The 17,029-nt window shown below is 55.3% G+C and carries 14 protein-coding genes; 10 read left to right on the top strand and 4 right to left on the bottom strand.

Features of this window, described 5'->3' with window-relative positions; translation table 11 throughout:
* Nucleotides 1-48 precede the first annotated feature (48 nt).
* The 4 genes from atpG to mgtE all read left to right on the top strand — a co-directional run bounded on the left by atpG (nt 49) and on the right by mgtE (nt 4,382).
* A complete protein-coding gene (gene atpG / locus U738_RS16110) occupies nt 49-936 on the top strand; it encodes a F0F1 ATP synthase subunit gamma (protein ID WP_035582363.1) in 888 nt (295 codons plus the stop codon).
* A gap of 73 nt (nt 937-1,009) precedes the next feature.
* The gene (gene atpD, locus U738_RS16105; protein ID WP_035582360.1) at nt 1,010-2,389 is read left to right on the top strand and encodes a F0F1 ATP synthase subunit beta; all 1,380 of its coding nucleotides are present in this window, start codon (nt 1,010-1,012) and stop codon (nt 2,387-2,389) included.
* A 24-nt stretch (nt 2,390-2,413) separates the two neighbouring features.
* Nucleotides 2,414-2,842: a F0F1 ATP synthase subunit epsilon gene (locus U738_RS16100; RefSeq protein WP_035582357.1), complete on the top strand. Its 429-nt coding sequence runs from the start codon at nt 2,414-2,416 to the stop codon at nt 2,840-2,842.
* A gap of 157 nt (nt 2,843-2,999) precedes the next feature.
* Nucleotides 3,000-4,382, top strand: a complete 1,383-nt coding sequence (gene mgtE, locus U738_RS16095; RefSeq protein ID WP_035582355.1) for a magnesium transporter — start codon at nt 3,000-3,002, stop codon at nt 4,380-4,382.
* A 12-nt stretch (nt 4,383-4,394) separates the two neighbouring features.
* Here mgtE and U738_RS16090 read toward each other — a convergent pair whose 3' ends face one another.
* Nucleotides 4,395-5,588 (bottom strand): cation diffusion facilitator family transporter, encoded by a 1,194-nt coding sequence (locus tag U738_RS16090; protein WP_035582353.1) that lies wholly within the window; start codon nt 5,586-5,588, stop codon nt 4,395-4,397.
* A 232-nt stretch (nt 5,589-5,820) separates the two neighbouring features.
* On the opposite strand from U738_RS16090, the gene U738_RS16085 reads away from it, so the two are divergent.
* The 5 genes from U738_RS16085 (at nt 5,821) to nhaD (ending at nt 12,766) form a co-directional block, all read left to right on the top strand.
* Nucleotides 5,821-6,621 (top strand): undecaprenyl-diphosphate phosphatase, encoded by an 801-nt coding sequence (locus U738_RS16085; RefSeq protein ID WP_035582351.1) that lies wholly within the window; start codon nt 5,821-5,823, stop codon nt 6,619-6,621.
* Between the two features lie 77 nt (nt 6,622-6,698).
* Entirely contained in the window at nt 6,699-7,808 is a 1,110-nt protein-coding gene (locus tag U738_RS16080; protein ID WP_051912794.1) for an FAD:protein FMN transferase, read from the top strand.
* 1 nt (nt 7,809) lies between these two features.
* Nucleotides 7,810-9,180: a bifunctional UDP-N-acetylglucosamine diphosphorylase/glucosamine-1-phosphate N-acetyltransferase GlmU gene (glmU, locus tag U738_RS16075; RefSeq protein ID WP_035582348.1), complete on the top strand. Its 1,371-nt coding sequence runs from the start codon at nt 7,810-7,812 to the stop codon at nt 9,178-9,180.
* Between the two features lie 119 nt (nt 9,181-9,299).
* Entirely contained in the window at nt 9,300-11,141 is a 1,842-nt protein-coding gene (glmS, locus tag U738_RS16070; protein WP_035582347.1) for a glutamine--fructose-6-phosphate transaminase (isomerizing), read from the top strand.
* A 158-nt stretch (nt 11,142-11,299) separates the two neighbouring features.
* On the top strand, nt 11,300-12,766 hold the full coding sequence (gene nhaD / locus U738_RS16065; protein WP_035582345.1) for a sodium:proton antiporter NhaD: 1,467 nt from the start codon (nt 11,300-11,302) through the stop codon (nt 12,764-12,766).
* Between the two features lie 133 nt (nt 12,767-12,899).
* Here nhaD and U738_RS16060 read toward each other — a convergent pair whose 3' ends face one another.
* The 3 genes from U738_RS16060 to U738_RS16050 form a co-directional block, all read right to left on the bottom strand.
* Complete coding sequence (locus U738_RS16060; RefSeq protein WP_035582343.1) at nt 12,900-13,499, bottom strand: CBS domain-containing protein; 600 nt, start codon at nt 13,497-13,499, stop codon at nt 12,900-12,902.
* Nucleotides 13,500-13,627: 128 nt separating this feature from the next.
* Nucleotides 13,628-15,016, bottom strand: a complete 1,389-nt coding sequence (locus tag U738_RS16055) for an ATP-binding protein (protein ID WP_035582340.1) — start codon at nt 15,014-15,016, stop codon at nt 13,628-13,630.
* Nucleotides 15,013-15,693, bottom strand: coding sequence for a response regulator transcription factor (locus tag U738_RS16050; RefSeq protein ID WP_035582338.1), 681 nt, complete (start codon nt 15,691-15,693; stop codon nt 15,013-15,015). The genes U738_RS16055 and U738_RS16050 overlap by 4 nt, the downstream gene beginning before the upstream one ends.
* Nucleotides 15,694-15,876: 183 nt before the next feature.
* Between U738_RS16050 and U738_RS16045 the strand changes: the two genes are divergently transcribed.
* The gene (locus tag U738_RS16045) at nt 15,877-16,818 is read left to right on the top strand and encodes a GNAT family N-acetyltransferase (protein WP_035582337.1); all 942 of its coding nucleotides are present in this window, start codon (nt 15,877-15,879) and stop codon (nt 16,816-16,818) included.
* Nucleotides 16,819-17,029: the final 211 nt, after the last annotated feature.

Raw genomic sequence — 17,029 nt, 5'->3', positions numbered from 1 at the left:
GGCGGGTTTGCATGCTTTCTGAGAGCCACGAACGAAGGGTAGATCGCTATGGCAGCTGCAAAAGAGATACGCACCCAGATCGGGAGCATTAAAAATACGCAGAAGATTACCAGCGCCATGGAAATGGTGGCTGCATCGAAAATGCGTAAAGCGCAAGATCTGATGAGAGCCAGTCAGCCTTACGCTAAGCAGATCCGTAATGTGGTCGGCCACATTGCCGACGCCAACCCCGAATACAAGCACGACTATATGGTCGAGCGTAGCGAGGTTAAGCGCGTTGGTTATATTGTGGTCTCTACAGACCGTGGTCTGTGCGGTGGTTTGAACCACAACCTCTTCAAAGCCTTACTCAAACAGGCCAGTGAGTGGAAAAAGCAGGGCGCTGAGCAGGATTTCTGCGCCCTGGGCGCCAAGGCCAGCACCTTTTTCCGCAATTACGGTGGCAATTTGGTGGCGGCGAAGAGCGGTTTAGGTGAAGCCCCGACCGTTGAGGGTTTGATTGGCAGTATTAAGGTCATGCTCGAAGCGTACGATGAAGGACGTCTCGACCGGCTTTACGTGGTGCACAACGAGTTTGTGAACACCATGACGCAACAGCCAGTGGTTCGTCAGCTTCTTCCGCTGTCGCCTGATATGGGCGCAGACGCTGAGCAAGACGACGAAAACGCCCGTCCCGGAAGCTGGGACTACCTGTATGAACCGGATGCCAAGGCGTTGCTCGATAGCCTGCTGGTTCGTTTCATCGAATCGCAGGTGTATCAGGCGGTAGTGGAAAACGGCGCTTGTGAACAAGCTGCCCGAATGATCGCTATGAAAAGTGCCACTGACAACGCAGGCGGCCTTATCGACGATCTGGAGATGGTCTACAACAAGGCCCGTCAGGCCGCCATCACCCAGGAAATTTCTGAGATCGTCGGCGGCGCTGCTGCCGTATAACGCCTAGGGAGCTGACACTTTTAGCGGCTCCCGGCAGACAGGTTTCATTTGCAGGTTTTAGAGAGGAACCAAGATGAGCGGACGTATCGTACAAATCATCGGCGCGGTGATTGACGTAGAGTTTCCGCGGGACTCTGTGCCCAAGGTCTACGACGCGCTGAAGGTCTCCGATGTTGAGACCATCCTCGAAGTCCAGCAGCAGCTGGGCGACGGCGTGGTGCGCACCATCGCCATGGGCTCCACTGAGGGCTTGAAGCGTGGCATGGATGTGACCAGCACAGGTGCCGCGATTTCCGTACCGGTAGGTAAGGAAACGCTGGGCCGCATTATGAACGTACTCGGCGAGCCGATTGACGAAGCGGGACCGATCGGCGAGCAAGAGCGGATGCCGATCCACCGTAAAGCACCGGGCTATGCTGACCAGGCAGCCTCTAACGAGCTGCTGGAAACCGGTATCAAGGTAATCGACTTGGTCTGCCCGTTTGCCAAGGGTGGTAAGGTCGGCCTGTTCGGCGGCGCCGGTGTGGGTAAAACCGTTAACATGATGGAGCTTATCCGCAACATCGCCACCGAGCACAGCGGCTACTCTGTATTCGCCGGTGTCGGTGAGCGTACCCGTGAGGGTAACGACTTCTATCATGAAATGACCGAATCCAACGTTATCGATAAGGTATCGCTGGTTTATGGTCAGATGAACGAGCCTCCGGGTAACCGTCTACGCGTGGCGCTGACTGGCCTGACTATCGCTGAGAAATTCCGTGATGAAGGCCGCGACGTTCTACTGTTCGTCGATAACATCTACCGTTACACCCTGGCGGGTACCGAAGTATCGGCACTGTTGGGTCGTATGCCATCAGCGGTAGGTTATCAGCCGACGTTGGCCGAAGAGATGGGCGTTCTGCAGGAGCGTATTACCTCGACGAAAACCGGTTCAATCACTTCCGTACAGGCCGTTTACGTGCCTGCGGATGACTTGACCGATCCGTCGCCAGCGACCACCTTCTCGCACCTGGACGCCACCGTGGTACTGGCGCGTTCTATCGCCGAACTGGGTATCTACCCGGCGATCGATCCGTTGGACTCCACCTCGCGCCAGTTGGATCCGCTGGTTGTCGGTGAAGAGCACTACGCCACCGCCCGCGGTGTGCAGAACGTTCTTCAGCGCTACAAAGAGCTCAAGGATATTATCGCCATTCTGGGTATGGACGAGCTGTCTGATGAAGACAAGCTGGCCGTTTCCCGGGCGCGTAAAATCCAGCGCTTCTTATCGCAACCGTTCTTCGTGGCCGAAGTATTTACCGGTTCACCAGGCAAGTATGTTTCTCTGAAAGACACCATCAGTGGCTTCCAGGGCATTCTTGCTGGCGAGTACGACGAACTGCCGGAACAGGCCTTCTACATGGTCGGCTCTATCGACGAAGCCGTCGAGAAAGCCAACCAGATGAAGAAGTAATCCCGTCCATTAGGGGGATTCGCTATGGCGAATAGCTTTACTTGCAATATCGTCAGCGCTGAAGCATCGATCTACTCAGGTACCGTTGAGCAGGTGATTGCTTCCGGGATTATGGGCGACCTGGGCGTTTTGCCGGGTCATGCTCCGCTGCTGACCGAGCTTCAGCCGGGTCCGGTTCGCGTGATTCACGATGATGGCAAGGAGGAGAACTTCTTTGTCTCGGGTGGCTTCATGGAAGTTCAGCCGGATGTGGTGACGATTCTGGCTGATTCTGCATCACGAGCCAGCGACCTCAATGAAGCCGCTGCCGAAGAAGCGCGTCAGCAGGCGCTGAAAGCCTTTAATGAGAAGTCATCGGAGCTCGATTATACTCGCGCTGCCGCTGAACTTGCCGAAGCCGTTGCTCAGCTGCGAACGATTCAGCAGTTGCGTAAAAAGGCGGGTAAAGGCTAACACCCACGCATTTAGCGTGTGTCCAACGCCCCTTAAACCCGTACCAGGGTTTAAGGGGCGTTTTTTTGTTGGGCAGTATGCTAGTAAGTAGGTGGAATTAAGCCGTATGAGAAATTAACTCGGTAGCATAACGTGGGTAAGTGTGAAGGGGAGAGCCATGGCACTGAATGATGAAAGCCTGCAGGAATTAAAAGCCGAACTGCTCGACGAGCTGGCCAAGGAAGCCCCGAGTAAAACGGTGCTCTCTTTGCGTTTGGCCGAAACCCGCTCCGCGGATATCGGTGAAGTGCTCGAAGAGATGATTGAAGATGACGAAGAGCTGTCTGCTGCGCTCTTGCTGTTGGATATCCTCTCTGCCGAACGTGCCGCCAACGTGCTGGGCTATTTGCCCGGTGAGAGCCAGCTTGAGGTGGTCGGGCAACTTGATGACAGCCAGGTACTTAAACTGCTGGAGGAGATGGGCTCGGACGAACGCGCTGACCTGTTTAATCTACTCAGTGAAGACCGCCGTGAAGCGCTGCTGCGTCGCATGGCCCACCGCGAGCGGGAAGACCTGAAGCGGCTTGCCAGTTACGAAGAGGGTACCGCCGGCGCCATCATGACCTCTGACTATGTCTCCATAGCCAGTGGCATGACGGTGTCGCAAGCGATGATGCGAGTTCGCCAAACCGCCCCTGATGCGGAAACGGTTTACCAACTATATATCCTCGATAGTGACGGCCAACTGATCGGTACCATGTCGCTGCGTCAGCTTATGGTGGCACGCCCCGGTGCCATTGTTGATGACATTATGATCAAGGATGTCATCAGTACACGGGTTGATAATGCCCAGGAAGATGTTGCCCGTATTGTGGCGAAGTACGACCTGTTAGCCCTGCCGGTGATCGATGCCGATGACCGGATGGTAGGTATTGTGACCCACGATGACGCCATGGACGTAGCCGAATCCGAGGCCACCGAGGATTTCCACAAGGGGATGTCGATCGGCCAGTTGGAAGACGGAGTTAGCCGTGTAAAACTCTGGAGTCTCTACCGTAAGCGGGTGTTTTGGCTGGTACTGCTGGTATTCGCAAACCTGTTTTCTGGCGCCGGGATTGCCTATTTCGAAGAGACCATTGCCGCCCAGGTGGCGCTGGTGTTCTTTTTGCCGCTGCTGATCGGTAGTGGCGGTAACGCCGGGGCGCAGGCCGCCACACTGATGGTGCGGGGTATGGCGACTGGCGACGTAGGGGTTAAAGATTGGGGCAAACTACTCGGCCGCGAGCTACTTGTCGCCGGGTCACTGGGTATCACCATGGCCATCGCGGTAACGCCTATTGGCATCATGCGCGGTGGGGAAGCGCTGGCCATGGTGGTCGCCTTTAGCATGGTGGTTATTGTACTGTTCGGCAGCCTGTTGGGGATGTGTCTGCCGTTTGTGCTGGAGCGCTTTAATGTCGACCCGGCAACCGCCTCGGCACCGCTAGTGACCACGCTGATTGATGCCTCTGGGGTAGTGATCTACTTCAGTATCGCCACCCTCATGCTATCCGGGTTGTAACAAGCGGTTAACCTAGCGCATTGAACTGCTGGCGGCGCGGGTAATAAACAGCACCTCTACGTGTCCAAGCCACTCAATATCGCTCGCCAGCGCTTTTAGCTGGCTGGCAAGGCACTGAGGAGGCTGATGCACAGCGTCATCGATGATCAGCGATACCGAGACCTTATCGTCCAGGTAGTGCAACTGAAGCTCGTTTAGCGTGCGCCACACCGGGTGCTTATACCAGCGTGCATCCAGCGCGGCCTCGACTTCAGGGCGTAGTGGTAGGCCGGGTAGGCGGCTCGGGTCACCCGCACCGGCGTCGTCTTCGGGGTCAACGTGGAAGATCACATCGGTAAGCGCGGGGAATTCATGGCGTAGGCGGCGGCTTACTTCGTTACCGATTTCGTGGGCTTCCGAGACGGTAATTTTAGGCCCAACCACCACGTGTAGATCGACCATCACCCAGCCTGCCGATTGGCGCGTGCGCAGGTCGTGGACGCTATCCACACCCGGCACGCTGCAGGCAACGTCGTGCATCTGATTTTGTACATCCACCGGTAGCGCAGTATCCACCAGCTCCCGCGCCGACTCCCACAGCAAGTCCAAACCAACCTTACCGACCAATAAGCCCACGATAATGGCGGCCACGGCGTCCAACCATCCCAAACCAAACTGGGCGCCCACCAATGCCACCAACACCACGGCGGTAGATAACGCATCGCTGCGTGAATGCCAGGCATTGGCTTCGAGTAATTTCGACTTTACCCGCTTGGCGACCCGCATGGTGTAGCGAAAAATCCACTCTTTGCTAAACAGTGCAATGACGGTAATAACGATCGCCACCGCGCCAGGAGCGTTAACATCGGCACCGCTAAACAAGCGATCCAGGCTCGACCAGGCAATCGCGCCCGCCACAAAAATCAGCACGCTACCCAGCAACAGCGTCGTCAGGGTTTCGATTCGGCCGTGGCCGTAGTGGTGGTCTTTATCGGGCTCCTGGCGGCCGTAATGGATCGCTGCCAGGACAAAGCCGTCGGTGACTAAATCAGACAGTGAGTGAATGCCGTCGGCGATCAGCGCCGCTGAGCCGACCATAAAACCGATGGTGACTTTGACGATGCTCAACAGGGCATCCAACCACGCACCAATGTAGGTAACACGCTTGGCATCTTGGCTAAGTCGCGCTTGGTCGTGAACCACTGGCGTTTCGATGGTCTGAGTCATGGGTACCTTGCAAGGACGCACGCATTCAATAGACGCCTATTGTAGCGCACTCCTTATATCCTCTATAGCCTCCACTGCGTTCAAACTGTGAAACGGCATTTTTGCGTGTCGGTGGCGGGCAGTGTCAGTAAAAGCGTGTCAGCAAAAGCAGTGGCGGACAACGAATTAGCGGATGTGTATCCTTAAGCGCCATTGCAAACCATCAAATTGTTTCTACACACAGGGTGTTTTTATGGATTGGCTTCAGGTGGTGGTATTAGCGATTGTTCAGGGAATTTCAGAATTTTTACCCGTATCAAGCTCTGCCCACCTGATTTTGGTGCCCGTTCTTACAGATTGGGAAGACCAAGGCTTAGCCTTTGATGTGGCACTACATTTAGGCAGTCTCTCCGCGGTCATCATCTATTTCAGGCACGAAATCTGGCAAATGATCACCAGCAGCCTGGCCGCCATCGGGGGGAAAGGCGTCAACGAGGATGCGCGGCTCGCCTTCTGGGTGACATTGGCCACTATCCCCGTGGGTATTATTGGCTTACTGCTGCACGATGTTATTTCTCACTATATGCGCTCTACGCTGATTATCGGCTTCAGTTTAATTGGTTTCGGTCTATTGTTGGGGTATGCCGACTGGCGCAAGCAGGGTACGCGAAGCGAGTACCAGCTGCGTTTAAAGGATGTGCTGATTATTGGCGGCGCTCAAGCGTTGGCGCTGATCCCTGGTACGTCGCGCTCGGGGATTACTATTACGGCGGCGCTAATGGTGGGCATGAGCCGGGAAGGTGCTGCGCGTTTCTCTTTCTTGTTGTCGATTCCGGTGATTGTGTTGGCCGGTGGTTTGGAAGCCATCGGTCTTGTTAACGCGCCGCAGTCTATCGATTGGGTCGCCATGCTAGTGGGTACGCTACTATCAGGAGTAAGCGCTTACTTGTGCATCCACTATTTCCTGGTAATTATAAAAAAATTGGGAATGCAGCCCTTTGTGATTTACCGCGTGCTGTTCGGCGCCTGGCTGCTGTGGTTCTTTCATTTTTAGGCAAGGCAACGATGCAAAAAATTAAACAGAAATTGTGTGTTGAACGCAGTACAAGGTGGCGACGTGCACTGACCGTGATGGGCCTTCTGTTGAGCTTAGTGATCAGCGTGGCCGGTTGCTCAGAGAGCGATCGGCCGCTGGAGCCTCCGGTACGCTTTGAAGGCAATATTTTTGGCACCTTCTATCAGGTGACTATCATGGATCCGCTTACACAAGGCGAATCCCTTGAGTTGGAAGCGGGTTTCAAAGCCGAGCTGGAGAGTGTTGACCAGGCGATGTCCACCTATCGGGATGACTCTGAGCTGATCGCGTTTAACGAGGCCCCGTTGGAAGAGTGGCAGCCGCTCTCCAATGAGCTCATTGAGGTGTTGGCGATCAGCCTGTCGGTGGCCGAAGCCAGCCACGGCGCCTTTGATATTACCGTCGGCGATCTGGTTAATTTGTGGAGCTTTGGCCCTGGCGCACGGCCTGAAGAAGTGCCCGCCGATGATGTCCTGGCCGAGCAGCTTGCCCAGGTAGGCTTTGATGCGGTGGAGGTCGATACGCAAAATATGCAGGCACGGCGTACCCGCGATGTGTTTGTCGACCTGTCTGGGGTGGCCAAAGGCCACGCTACTGACCGGGTAGCCGCTTACCTGAATCAGCAGGGTATAGAGCACTACTTAGTCAATTTAGGCGGTGACCTAATTGCGCGTGGAGTGCGTGATGAAGACGAACAGACACCGTGGCGAATTGGCATTGAGGTACCTGAAGATGGCCAGCAGCGTGCCCAGCACATCATTCCGTTAGAGAGCATGTCGGTGGCTACCTCCGGCGATTACCGCAACTATTTTGAAGTCGATGGCCAGCGCTATTCCCACACCATTGACCCACGTACGGGCCGGCCGGTAACCCATCAGCTTGCATCGGTGTCGGTGTTCCATCCTTCCAATGCCTGGGCGGATGCCTGGGCGACAGCGCTACTGGTGGTGGGCGAACAGGACGCTATGCAACTGGCCATTGAGAACAATCTCAAGGTACTCCTGCTGGTGCGTGATGGAGAGCAGTGGCGTAGCATTGCTAGCCCTGAATTTGTTAACTACTTTGGCGAAACACTGGTTGATGAGCTGGGCATTGAACAATTTTCAACCCCTCCATTACCAGCCACCGAGGCAGTGCCCGCTAGCCAATCGGGAACAGGTGAATAACATGCAAGAACTGGATATTGTCATTCTCGCCGCGGGTAAAGGCACGCGGATGCATTCGCAAATGCCTAAGGTGCTTCACCCCTTGGCGGGCAAGCCTATGGTGCAGCATGTGCTGGACACAGCCTCTGGGTTACAGCCTGACCGGACGCATGTAGTGATTGGTCATGGCGCTGAACAGCTGCGTGAGGCGCTGGCAGGCAATGCTGTGCAGTTTGCCGTGCAGGCTGAGCAGAAGGGGACCGGGCACGCGGTAGCTCAAGCGCTGGAGCAGTTGGGGAGCGGCAAGGTATTAATCCTTTACGGCGATGTCCCCTTGCTGCAGCGGGAATCGCTGAGCGAACTGTTAGCCTATGTGGATGAGCAGCACATAGGGCTATTAACGGTGACGCTAGCTGACCCCACCGGCTATGGGCGGATCGAGCGTAATGACGCAGGCGATGCCGTGGCAATTGTTGAGCAAAAAGATGCCAGCAGTGCCCAGCTTGCCATCACCGAATGCAATACCGGCATTATGGCCATGACCAGCGCCCAGCTGAAACGCTGGTTACCGCAGCTTTCATCAAATAATGCCCAGGGTGAGTATTACCTGACCGATGTGATTGCCATGGCAGCAGCGGAAGGTACCAAGGTATGCACTGTCCAGCCAGCCAACGCCGTCGAAGTGGAAGGCGTCAACAACCGGGCGCAAATGGCCCGCCTGGAACGTGTTTATCAACGCCAACTGGCCGACAAGTTAATGGCGCAGGGGGTGGCTCTTGCCGACCCTGAACGACTCGATGTGCGTGGGCGCCTAACCTGTGGCCACGATGTGTTTATCGACGTGGGCTGCGTGTTTGAAGGCGAGGTTGAGCTAGGCGAAGGCGTGCGGGTTGGCCCTTACTGTGTGATTAAAAACAGCACCATTGGTGCGCAGAGCGGGGTAGATACCCATAGTGTGATAGAGGGCACCGTGGCAGCGGGGCTAAACCAGATTGGCCCCTTTGCGCGTTTACGCCCCGGCACGCGGCTAGCGGTAAAAGCCAAGGTAGGCAATTTTGTCGAAACCAAAAATGCTGATGTGGGTGAAGGTAGCAAGATTAATCATCTAAGCTACGTTGGTGATGCTCGCTTAGGACGTGGCGTGAATGTGGGAGCAGGCACCATTACCTGCAATTACGACGGGGCTAACAAGCACCTCACAGAAATTGGTGATAACGCCTTCATCGGCTCTAACACCGCCTTGGTAGCGCCGGTAACGGTAGGCAAAGGTGCCACTGTCGGGGCTGGCTCCACGATTGCCAAAGATGTCACCGATTACGCCTTGGCAGTCACCCGTGGCCGCCAGTTAGAAAAAATTGATTGGCTGCGCCCCAGCAAACGCATAGAGCCATAGCTCTAAACATAGCCCTAAACATGGTGCTAAGAATCATTAAAAAGCCGTATTTCTATCTCACCGCCAAGGTAATACCGTTTTAGGTGTTTGATAGATTCGTAAAACTCAGGAGAGTCGTTATGTGTGGCATTGTGGCCGCCGTTGCCCAGCGCAACGTCCAAGAAATTCTATTAGAAGGACTAAGGCGCCTGGAGTATCGCGGCTATGATTCAGCCGGTATGACGGTGTTCAGTGATGGCGTATTAACTCGCCACCGGGCGCTTGGTAAAGTCGCGGCGCTGGCTGCACAGCTGGATGCAGCCGCGCTACCGGGTTTTTCAGGGATCGCCCACACTCGCTGGGCCACTCACGGTAAACCCTCTGAAGCCAATGCGCACCCACATCACAGTGGTAGCCATCTCGATCAAAACCAGGTTGCCGTGGTTCACAACGGCATTATTGAGAACTACGAGGCGATAAAAGAGAGCCTGCAGCGCAATGGTCACGGGTTTAGCTCCGAAACTGATACCGAGGTGATTGCTCACTTACTTTCCGAAAAATTGGCTGATGGCCTAACGCTATTTGCTGCCACGCAGCAGATCGTAAACGGCTTAGGCGGTGCCTACGCGCTAGGGGTAATGTGCGCTCAAGAGCCGGGCGTGGTGGTTGGCGCTCGCCAGGGCAGTCCGCTGGTGGTCGGTGTGGGCATTAACGAGGCTTTTTTAGCCTCTGACCCGCTGGCGCTGCTGCCGGTGACGGATCGCTTTATTTACCTTGAAGAGGGTGATCTGGTTGAACTGCGCGAGCAGGGTGCGATTCGTATTGTGGATCGCCACGGTAACGACGTGGAGCGCGCTATTCATACCTTTGAGCATGGCGATGGTGCGGCCAGTAAGGGCGAGTACCGCCATTATATGCTTAAGGAGATTTTTGAGCAGCCGACGGTTATTGAGGCAGCATTAGAGGGACGGCTGAGCGCAAATAGCGTGTTGGTGGAGAGCTTTGGTCCAGATGCCCAGGCACTTTTCCAGCGTACCCGACAGGTACATATTATCGCCTGCGGCACTAGCTACCATGCGGGGCTGGTGGCGCGCTATTGGCTAGAACGCTACGCGGGCGTACCGGTACAGGTCGAGGTTGCCTCTGAGTACCGCTACCGCCACCCGGTCGTGCCTGACGGCACGCTGTTTATCAGCCTCTCCCAGTCGGGAGAGACCGCTGATACGTTGGCCGCGCTACGCTTTGCTAAAACCCTCAACTATGTGGGCTCACTGGCGATCTGTAACGTGCCGGGTAGTTCGCTGGTGCGTGAGTCTGACATTACCCTGATGACCCGCGCAGGCCCTGAAATTGGCGTCGCCTCGACCAAAGCGTTTACCACTCAGCTGGTAGCGCTAATGCTGCTAACGCTTTCGGTCAGTAAAGCCAAAGATCAGGCCGAATACCCGGATATTATCGCCGCGCTGCGCACGCTGCCCGAGGTGTGCCAGCGGGTGCTGGCGCTAGACAGCCAGATCGAAACGCTTTCCCAAGCGTTTGCAGAAAAACATCATGCACTCTTCTTGGGGCGCGGTGCCCACTACCCGATTGCTCTGGAAGGCGCGCTTAAGCTTAAAGAGATCTCCTATATTCATGCCGAGGCGTACCCCGCAGGAGAGTTAAAGCATGGCCCGCTGGCGCTGGTGGACAGCGAAATGCCGGTGATCTCGGTAGCACCCAACGATGACCTACTGGAAAAGCTAAAATCCAACCTTCAGGAAGTCCGTGCCCGCGGCGGCCAGCTGTTTGTATTTGCTGATGAGAGCGTGGGTATCGATACTCAGGAAGATATTCGCGTACTAACCCTGCCCCATGTGCACGAAGCGCTAGCACCGCTGCTGTATACCCTGCCGTTACAGTTGTTGAGTTACCATGTAGCGGTGCTCAAAGGTACCGATGTCGACCAACCTCGCAACCTGGCTAAAAGTGTCACGGTGGAGTGATTGAGGCGTCAGACTTTAGATTGAGTTAAACCCATAAAAACGCTTTACAAGATGCGGCAATCAGTCGCATCTTATGCGCAACCGTTGCGTTGCAGCATGTGGTTAGGGTGCTTATGATCGTGGCGGTCTTTCCTCCCTTCTAATTGGATAACATTGCTATGAAACCACCAAACGTCCTCGTAACCCGGCATTATGCTAGCCGGGTCGCTTGGCTGTTGCTTGCCTGCTGTCTTTTTGTTTTCCCCTCCCTCTCTTATGCCGCCGCCGGGCCGCTCGATCTTACTCTTTCGCTTGCCGGTATCTCTTCTGTCGTGATCTTCGTGCTCGCTTATGCGTTGGTGATGAGTGAAGAGCTACTGCATATGCGTAAGTCTAAGCCGGTACTGGTCGCGGCAGGTCTTATCTGGGGGCTAGTGGCCTGGGTCTATGTACAAGCGGGGATGCCGGAAGAGGCGGAAACCGCCTTCCGTGAAACGCTGCTTGAGTACGCCGAGCTGTTGCTGTTTTTGCTGGTCGCGATGACCTATATCAACGCCATGGAAGAGCGCCGGGTATTTGATGCGCTGCGTTCCTGGCTAGTGCGCAAAGGCTTCAGCTACCGCACGCTGTTCTGGATTACCGGGGTGATGGCCTTCGGTATTTCGGCGATCGCCAACAATATGACCACTGCCATGTTGATGTGCGCCGTGGTGCTCAAAGTGGCCGAGGGGGATAATAAGTTTATCGGCCTTTGCTGCGTCAACGTGGTGGTCGCCTCTAACGCGGGCGGTGCCTTCAGTCCGTTTGGCGATATCACCACGCTAATGGTGTGGCAGGCAGGGCAAGTGCCGTTCGAAGGCTTCTTCGCGCTGTTACTTCCCGCGGTGGTTAATTTCATGGTACCTGCGGTCATCATGAACTTCTTTATCGTCAATCGTCAGCCTGCCTCGCTTAAAGAGAACGTTTGGCTTAAGCGTGGTGCGCGGCGCATTATCGTGCTGTTTTTAATCACCGTGGCCATCTCGGTACTGTGTCACTCAGTGCTGTATTTACCGCCTGCCATGGGCATGATGTTTGGTTTGGGCCTACTGCAGTTCTTTGGCTACTACCTGCGCCGCAGCCTGCCTCGTTCGCTTGAACGCAAGCGCGAGCGCTACTCCCGCCGGGGTGACTGGAAGAAGTTGGAACAGCTCGGCAGTGTCGTTCCCTTTGATATTTTTAGCCGTATTGCGCGCTCCGAGTGGGATACGCTGCTGTTCTTCTACGGGGTGGTGATGTGCGTCGGTGGCCTTGGCTTTATGGGCTATCTCAGCCTGCTTTCCGAAACCCTCTACGGCAGTTGGAATCCGGTGTGGGCGAACGTAGTGCTGGGGCTTATCTCTGCGGTCGTCGACAACATACCGGTCATGTTTGCGGTGCTTTCCATGGCGCCGGATATGTCGGAAGGTAACTGGCTACTGATTACCCTAACCGCCGGTGTGGGGGGTAGTTTGCTTTCGATGGGCTCTGCTGCGGGGGTTGCCCTTATGGGCCAGGCACGCGGCATCTATACCTTTGCCGTTCACCTGCGCTGGGTGCCCGCGATTTTATTAGGCTATGTTGCCAGCATTGCCGTGCATCTATGGATCAACGCCGCTCTGTTCTAGGCGGACTGTTCCGATTAGAAGTTAGTACGCTAACATCGAAAACGCCCTTCACCGAGTAATCAGTGAAGGGCGTTTACTTTTTATGAGTTCAGGATTTAAAGGCGGTTAACTTAACGATATTTTCGCTGGGCCGTTAGAGGTCGTGGCCGGTAATGACCTGGCAAATCTCCGCAAAGCTCTTCGCCCTGGGCACTGGGTTAATCTCTTTATCCACCGCACTCTGTATATCGCTGGCTGAAATAATGCCGCGAATTCTAAGCTCATGGTTATCGTTTTGCTCGGTGATTAACAGGTGTTGCTCGGTAAAGGCTTCCATCGACATCACCAAATCTTCGATTGTCAGCGAGCCCAGTTGGGCGACGGGCATGGCGCTAAGCTTGTGCCACGGGGTCATAATCATTTCCGCCGTTATATCTTCACGCGAGAGATTGCGCTGCTGCATGGCTAAATTAATACGCCGAGTGCCAATCATCTCTTTTGAAGTAATAATGCCGATACAGTGCGCTTGGTGATCCATGACGAATAGCAGCCTTACACCGCTATAACGCATCTTAAGGTGCGTCTCGTCGATGGGGGTATCGGCATCAACCGATTGGGGCGCTACTTGGGAAAAATCGGTCAGCACGGTCATGGCAGGGCTAGTGGGCTGTAGCCGACGTGTTGCAGGCTTGGTCAGCAGTGGTGCTGAGCCTAGTTGAATTAAGGGTTTAGCTGAAAAGGTGACTTGGTTCATCAGGGTACCTCCATGTGGAGAAAAGGGTGAGTCGTTGATATCTGGCTCACCATGCAACTCCACAGTTGCATGCAATTCTTATCGCAACCTTAAGAGATCCATAAATAGCGTTATCATGCCGACAGCAGCTACGGCTGCTTACTGAGAGGCGGTAGAACAATCAGTACGCGCAACCCTCCGCTGGGAGCGTCATCAAGCTGCAGGGTGCCGCCGTGACGTGTGACCAGCCGCTCGACGATGGAAAGCCCTAATCCTGAACCGGCGCTGGGGCCTGCGCGCTGAAAACGCTCAACGACCTTTTTACGCTCATTGATGGGGATACCGGACCCCTGATCATCCACTATTAACTGAAAGCCTGATGGTGTCGTCGCCAGTGTGATACTGATCACACTCTGGTTAGGCGAGTGCTGGATGGCATTACCGACCAAGTTTTGCACCAGCGTTTCAATGGCACCGGGCTCTTCTAGCATTAACCAATCCGCCGGCTCATCGGCGTTGAGCAGCAGCTGCTGTTTGCGCTCAGCGGCCAGTGGTGAAAGTTTGGCCAGGGTCTCACGCACTTCGCTAAGCAGATGGCTAGTGCGGTACTCGGGGAGTGCCTCCTCTTCGGGTTCCAGGCGAGCCAGCGTCAATAGCTGGGTGACCAAACGGGTAGCTCTTGATACGCCATCGCGCAGGTGGGTGAGTGCCTCCTGACGGTCTTCGCGGCTGTCGGTAGTCAGGGCGTTCTGAGCGTGTAGGTCGAGTACCGCTAAGGGCGTTCGCAGCTCATGGGCGGCGTCGGCAATAAAGCGCTTTTCGCGTACGCGCATTATGCGGATTCGCTCTAACAGCCGGTTGAGCGCGCCGGCAATGGTATCTAACTCTTGGGGCAGAGGGCTAAGCGTTAAGGGCTGCAAATTATGTGGATCGCGACTGCGGATTTGCTCGGCCATGCGCGATAGCGGTGCCAAGCCCCAGCCAATTGACCACCACAGCAGGGCGGTGAGCAGTGGCAGGCCGATTAAGTCGGGCAACAGGGTGCGTAGCGCTACCGCCCTGATCAGTTCGCCGCGCACGTCTTCCCGCTCACTCACTACAATCCGCTGGGTGGCGTTGGCTATTTCGAGTACATAAATGCGCCATTCCACCTCATCGATAGACCGACTGGTGAAACCCGAGGGGATCTCGGCCAGCGGCGACTCGGGGGCATTGGCCGAGCGCAGCAGGAGGCGGTCCTCTTCCCAGAGTTGAAAACCCAACTGGCTATCCGCACGGTATCCTGCAAAGCGCCGATTGGATCTCGCCGCACCCCCGAGGGCATTTTCTAGGCTGCTGAGCAGCTCGCCGCGCGTCTCTTCCGGCAGTGGGGTTTGCAGCAAGCCTGCTAATAAGCGCCCGTCTTGCTCAAGACTGGCGTCGTACAACGCTTCAATTTCATGGGCAGCGTAGCGGTAGCTGATAAAGCCAATCGCCAGCATGCTAATACCAAACACCAGCAGCGCTAGCCCCAGGGTACGTTGGCGAATAGAGCTCATGGGGAGTCATCCTGATCGGCTTTATCCATGACGTAACCAATGCCGCGCAGGGTGCGAATCAGGTGAGGAAAGAATTTACGCCGCAGATGGTGCACATGGACTTCAATGGCGTTGCTCTCTACATCTTCATCCCAGCCATAGACCAAGCGCGTTAGCGTATCGCGGGTGAACACGCGCCCAGGGTGGCTCATAAACTCTTGTAGTAGGGTCAATTCACGCCGTGATAACAGCACAAGCTTCCCCTGGTAGCTAACCTGCATGGTCAAAGGATCCAGGCGAATACCTCGGCACTCCAAGGCACTGTTGACTTGGTCGCTGCTACGCCGCAACAGGGCGCGCAGGCGTGCTTTTAATTCAGCGACTTCAAACGGCTTGGTTAAATAGTCATCGGCACCCGCATCTAATCCCGCGATGCGTTCGTCAACGGCGTCCCGGGCGGTTAACACCAAAATGGGGACGCGATTGCCCTGCCGCCGCACGGCTTCCAGTACCTGCATACCATCCATGCGCGGCAGCCCCAGATCGAGAATGACCACATCAAAGGGTTCGCCTTCCTTTAATGCAGCCAGGGCGGTAACCCCATCGCTAAGATGATCCACCGTGAAGTTCTCGGGCTTTAATGCCAAGCGAATGCCCGAGGCTAAGCTCGGATCGTCTTCAACCAACAATATACGCATGGCGGGTTGCTTACTCCTTCAAATCAATTCCTTCAAAACAATCGCCATCATGAAACCTTGAAATAAGCACTGATAAGGGTGGCGTGCAAAGGCTTAGGCAGTCAGGATGAGGTTATAAATTATAGGTTAATAACGTAGCACGCTTTACACCTCCTTCGGAGCTTTGCATTTGATTGATCAGCCATGACGCATTCCCCCTCAAGCACCCCAGATGTCATGCTTTGCCCACCCGATAAGCGACGCGAAGCACTACTGCAGTTGGCTGCTGCTCATGACCCTGAGCAGCAGGCGGCGCTCAGCACTGCTTTAAAGAGTATGTCGACGGCCTCAGACGAAGAGTGGCAGGGGCTATTGGTAAACTATCAGGAAGGGCAAATAAAAGGCGCGATCTGGGTACAGCCTCTGCCAGAAAACATGGCGCAGCTGTGGTTACCATTGCCCGGTGTGGAAGCAGAGCAAATCCACGCGCTGTTGCGTGCCGCCCACGCATGGGTAAAAACGCACAATATTCGCCTGTGCCACTTGGAGCTTCCACCCCAGGCATGCGTATCAGAAGCGCTGTTAGTTGAGCATGGCATGCTGCGTTTGGCCTGCTTGGAGCATTTAACCGGCAACAGTCACCGCCGCTTAGCGATGAATGAAGCGATGCCGCTGTCTTTGCAGCCGTTTGGAGAACTTCCAGAACCAGAACAGTTGGCCCTGCTGGCCGCGGTGGGGCAGGATTCACTGGATAGCCGCCCCCTGCGCGACGTACTCTCCATTAAGGAGCTACTGGCGGGGTTTTATCAGCAGGATCCCCAGGCACCGCAGCATTGGTACGCCGTTGGTTATCAAGGCGGTGTGGTGGGCGTGCTATTGCTGGCGCCGCGCCCGGCGCTAGGCCGTTGGGAGCTAATGCTCATGGGACTAATACCGGGTTGGCGTGGCCAAGGTTTGGGCCGTTCGCTATTAAATAAAGCCCTTGAACTTGCCCAGCAGGCAGGTGTGCAGGCGGTTATGCTGGCAGTCGATAACGTCAATTTACCGGCCAAACGTCTTTATCAGCAGGCCGGTTTTGTGCGCTACGCACAACAGCGTTTATTAGCGTGGAAAGGCGATGGCGAGAAGGGCGAAGCGCCAAAATAAAGCCTAGATAGTACCTATGGATCATATAAGCGCGCTTAGTAGCATTTTCTTGCGCTTTACGTTGCCGGTATACTAGTTCTATAGGCACGTCTTGGCGTCTCTGCGGTGCATCGTTGATGTTGGCGCTGCCACACATAGGGTTTGAGACAGTGTTTGAGAGAGCGTTTGAGATAGCTTGAGACAGAGATTAAGAAAAAAACGATTTATGACA

Source organism: Halomonas sp. TG39a, from assembly GCF_000744395.1.
In the GTDB taxonomy this organism is placed as follows: Bacteria; Pseudomonadota; Gammaproteobacteria; order Pseudomonadales; family Halomonadaceae; genus Vreelandella; species Vreelandella ventosae_B.
Note: the sequence above shows the minus strand (reverse complement) of the source record. Positions and strands in the feature narration are given on the sequence as shown.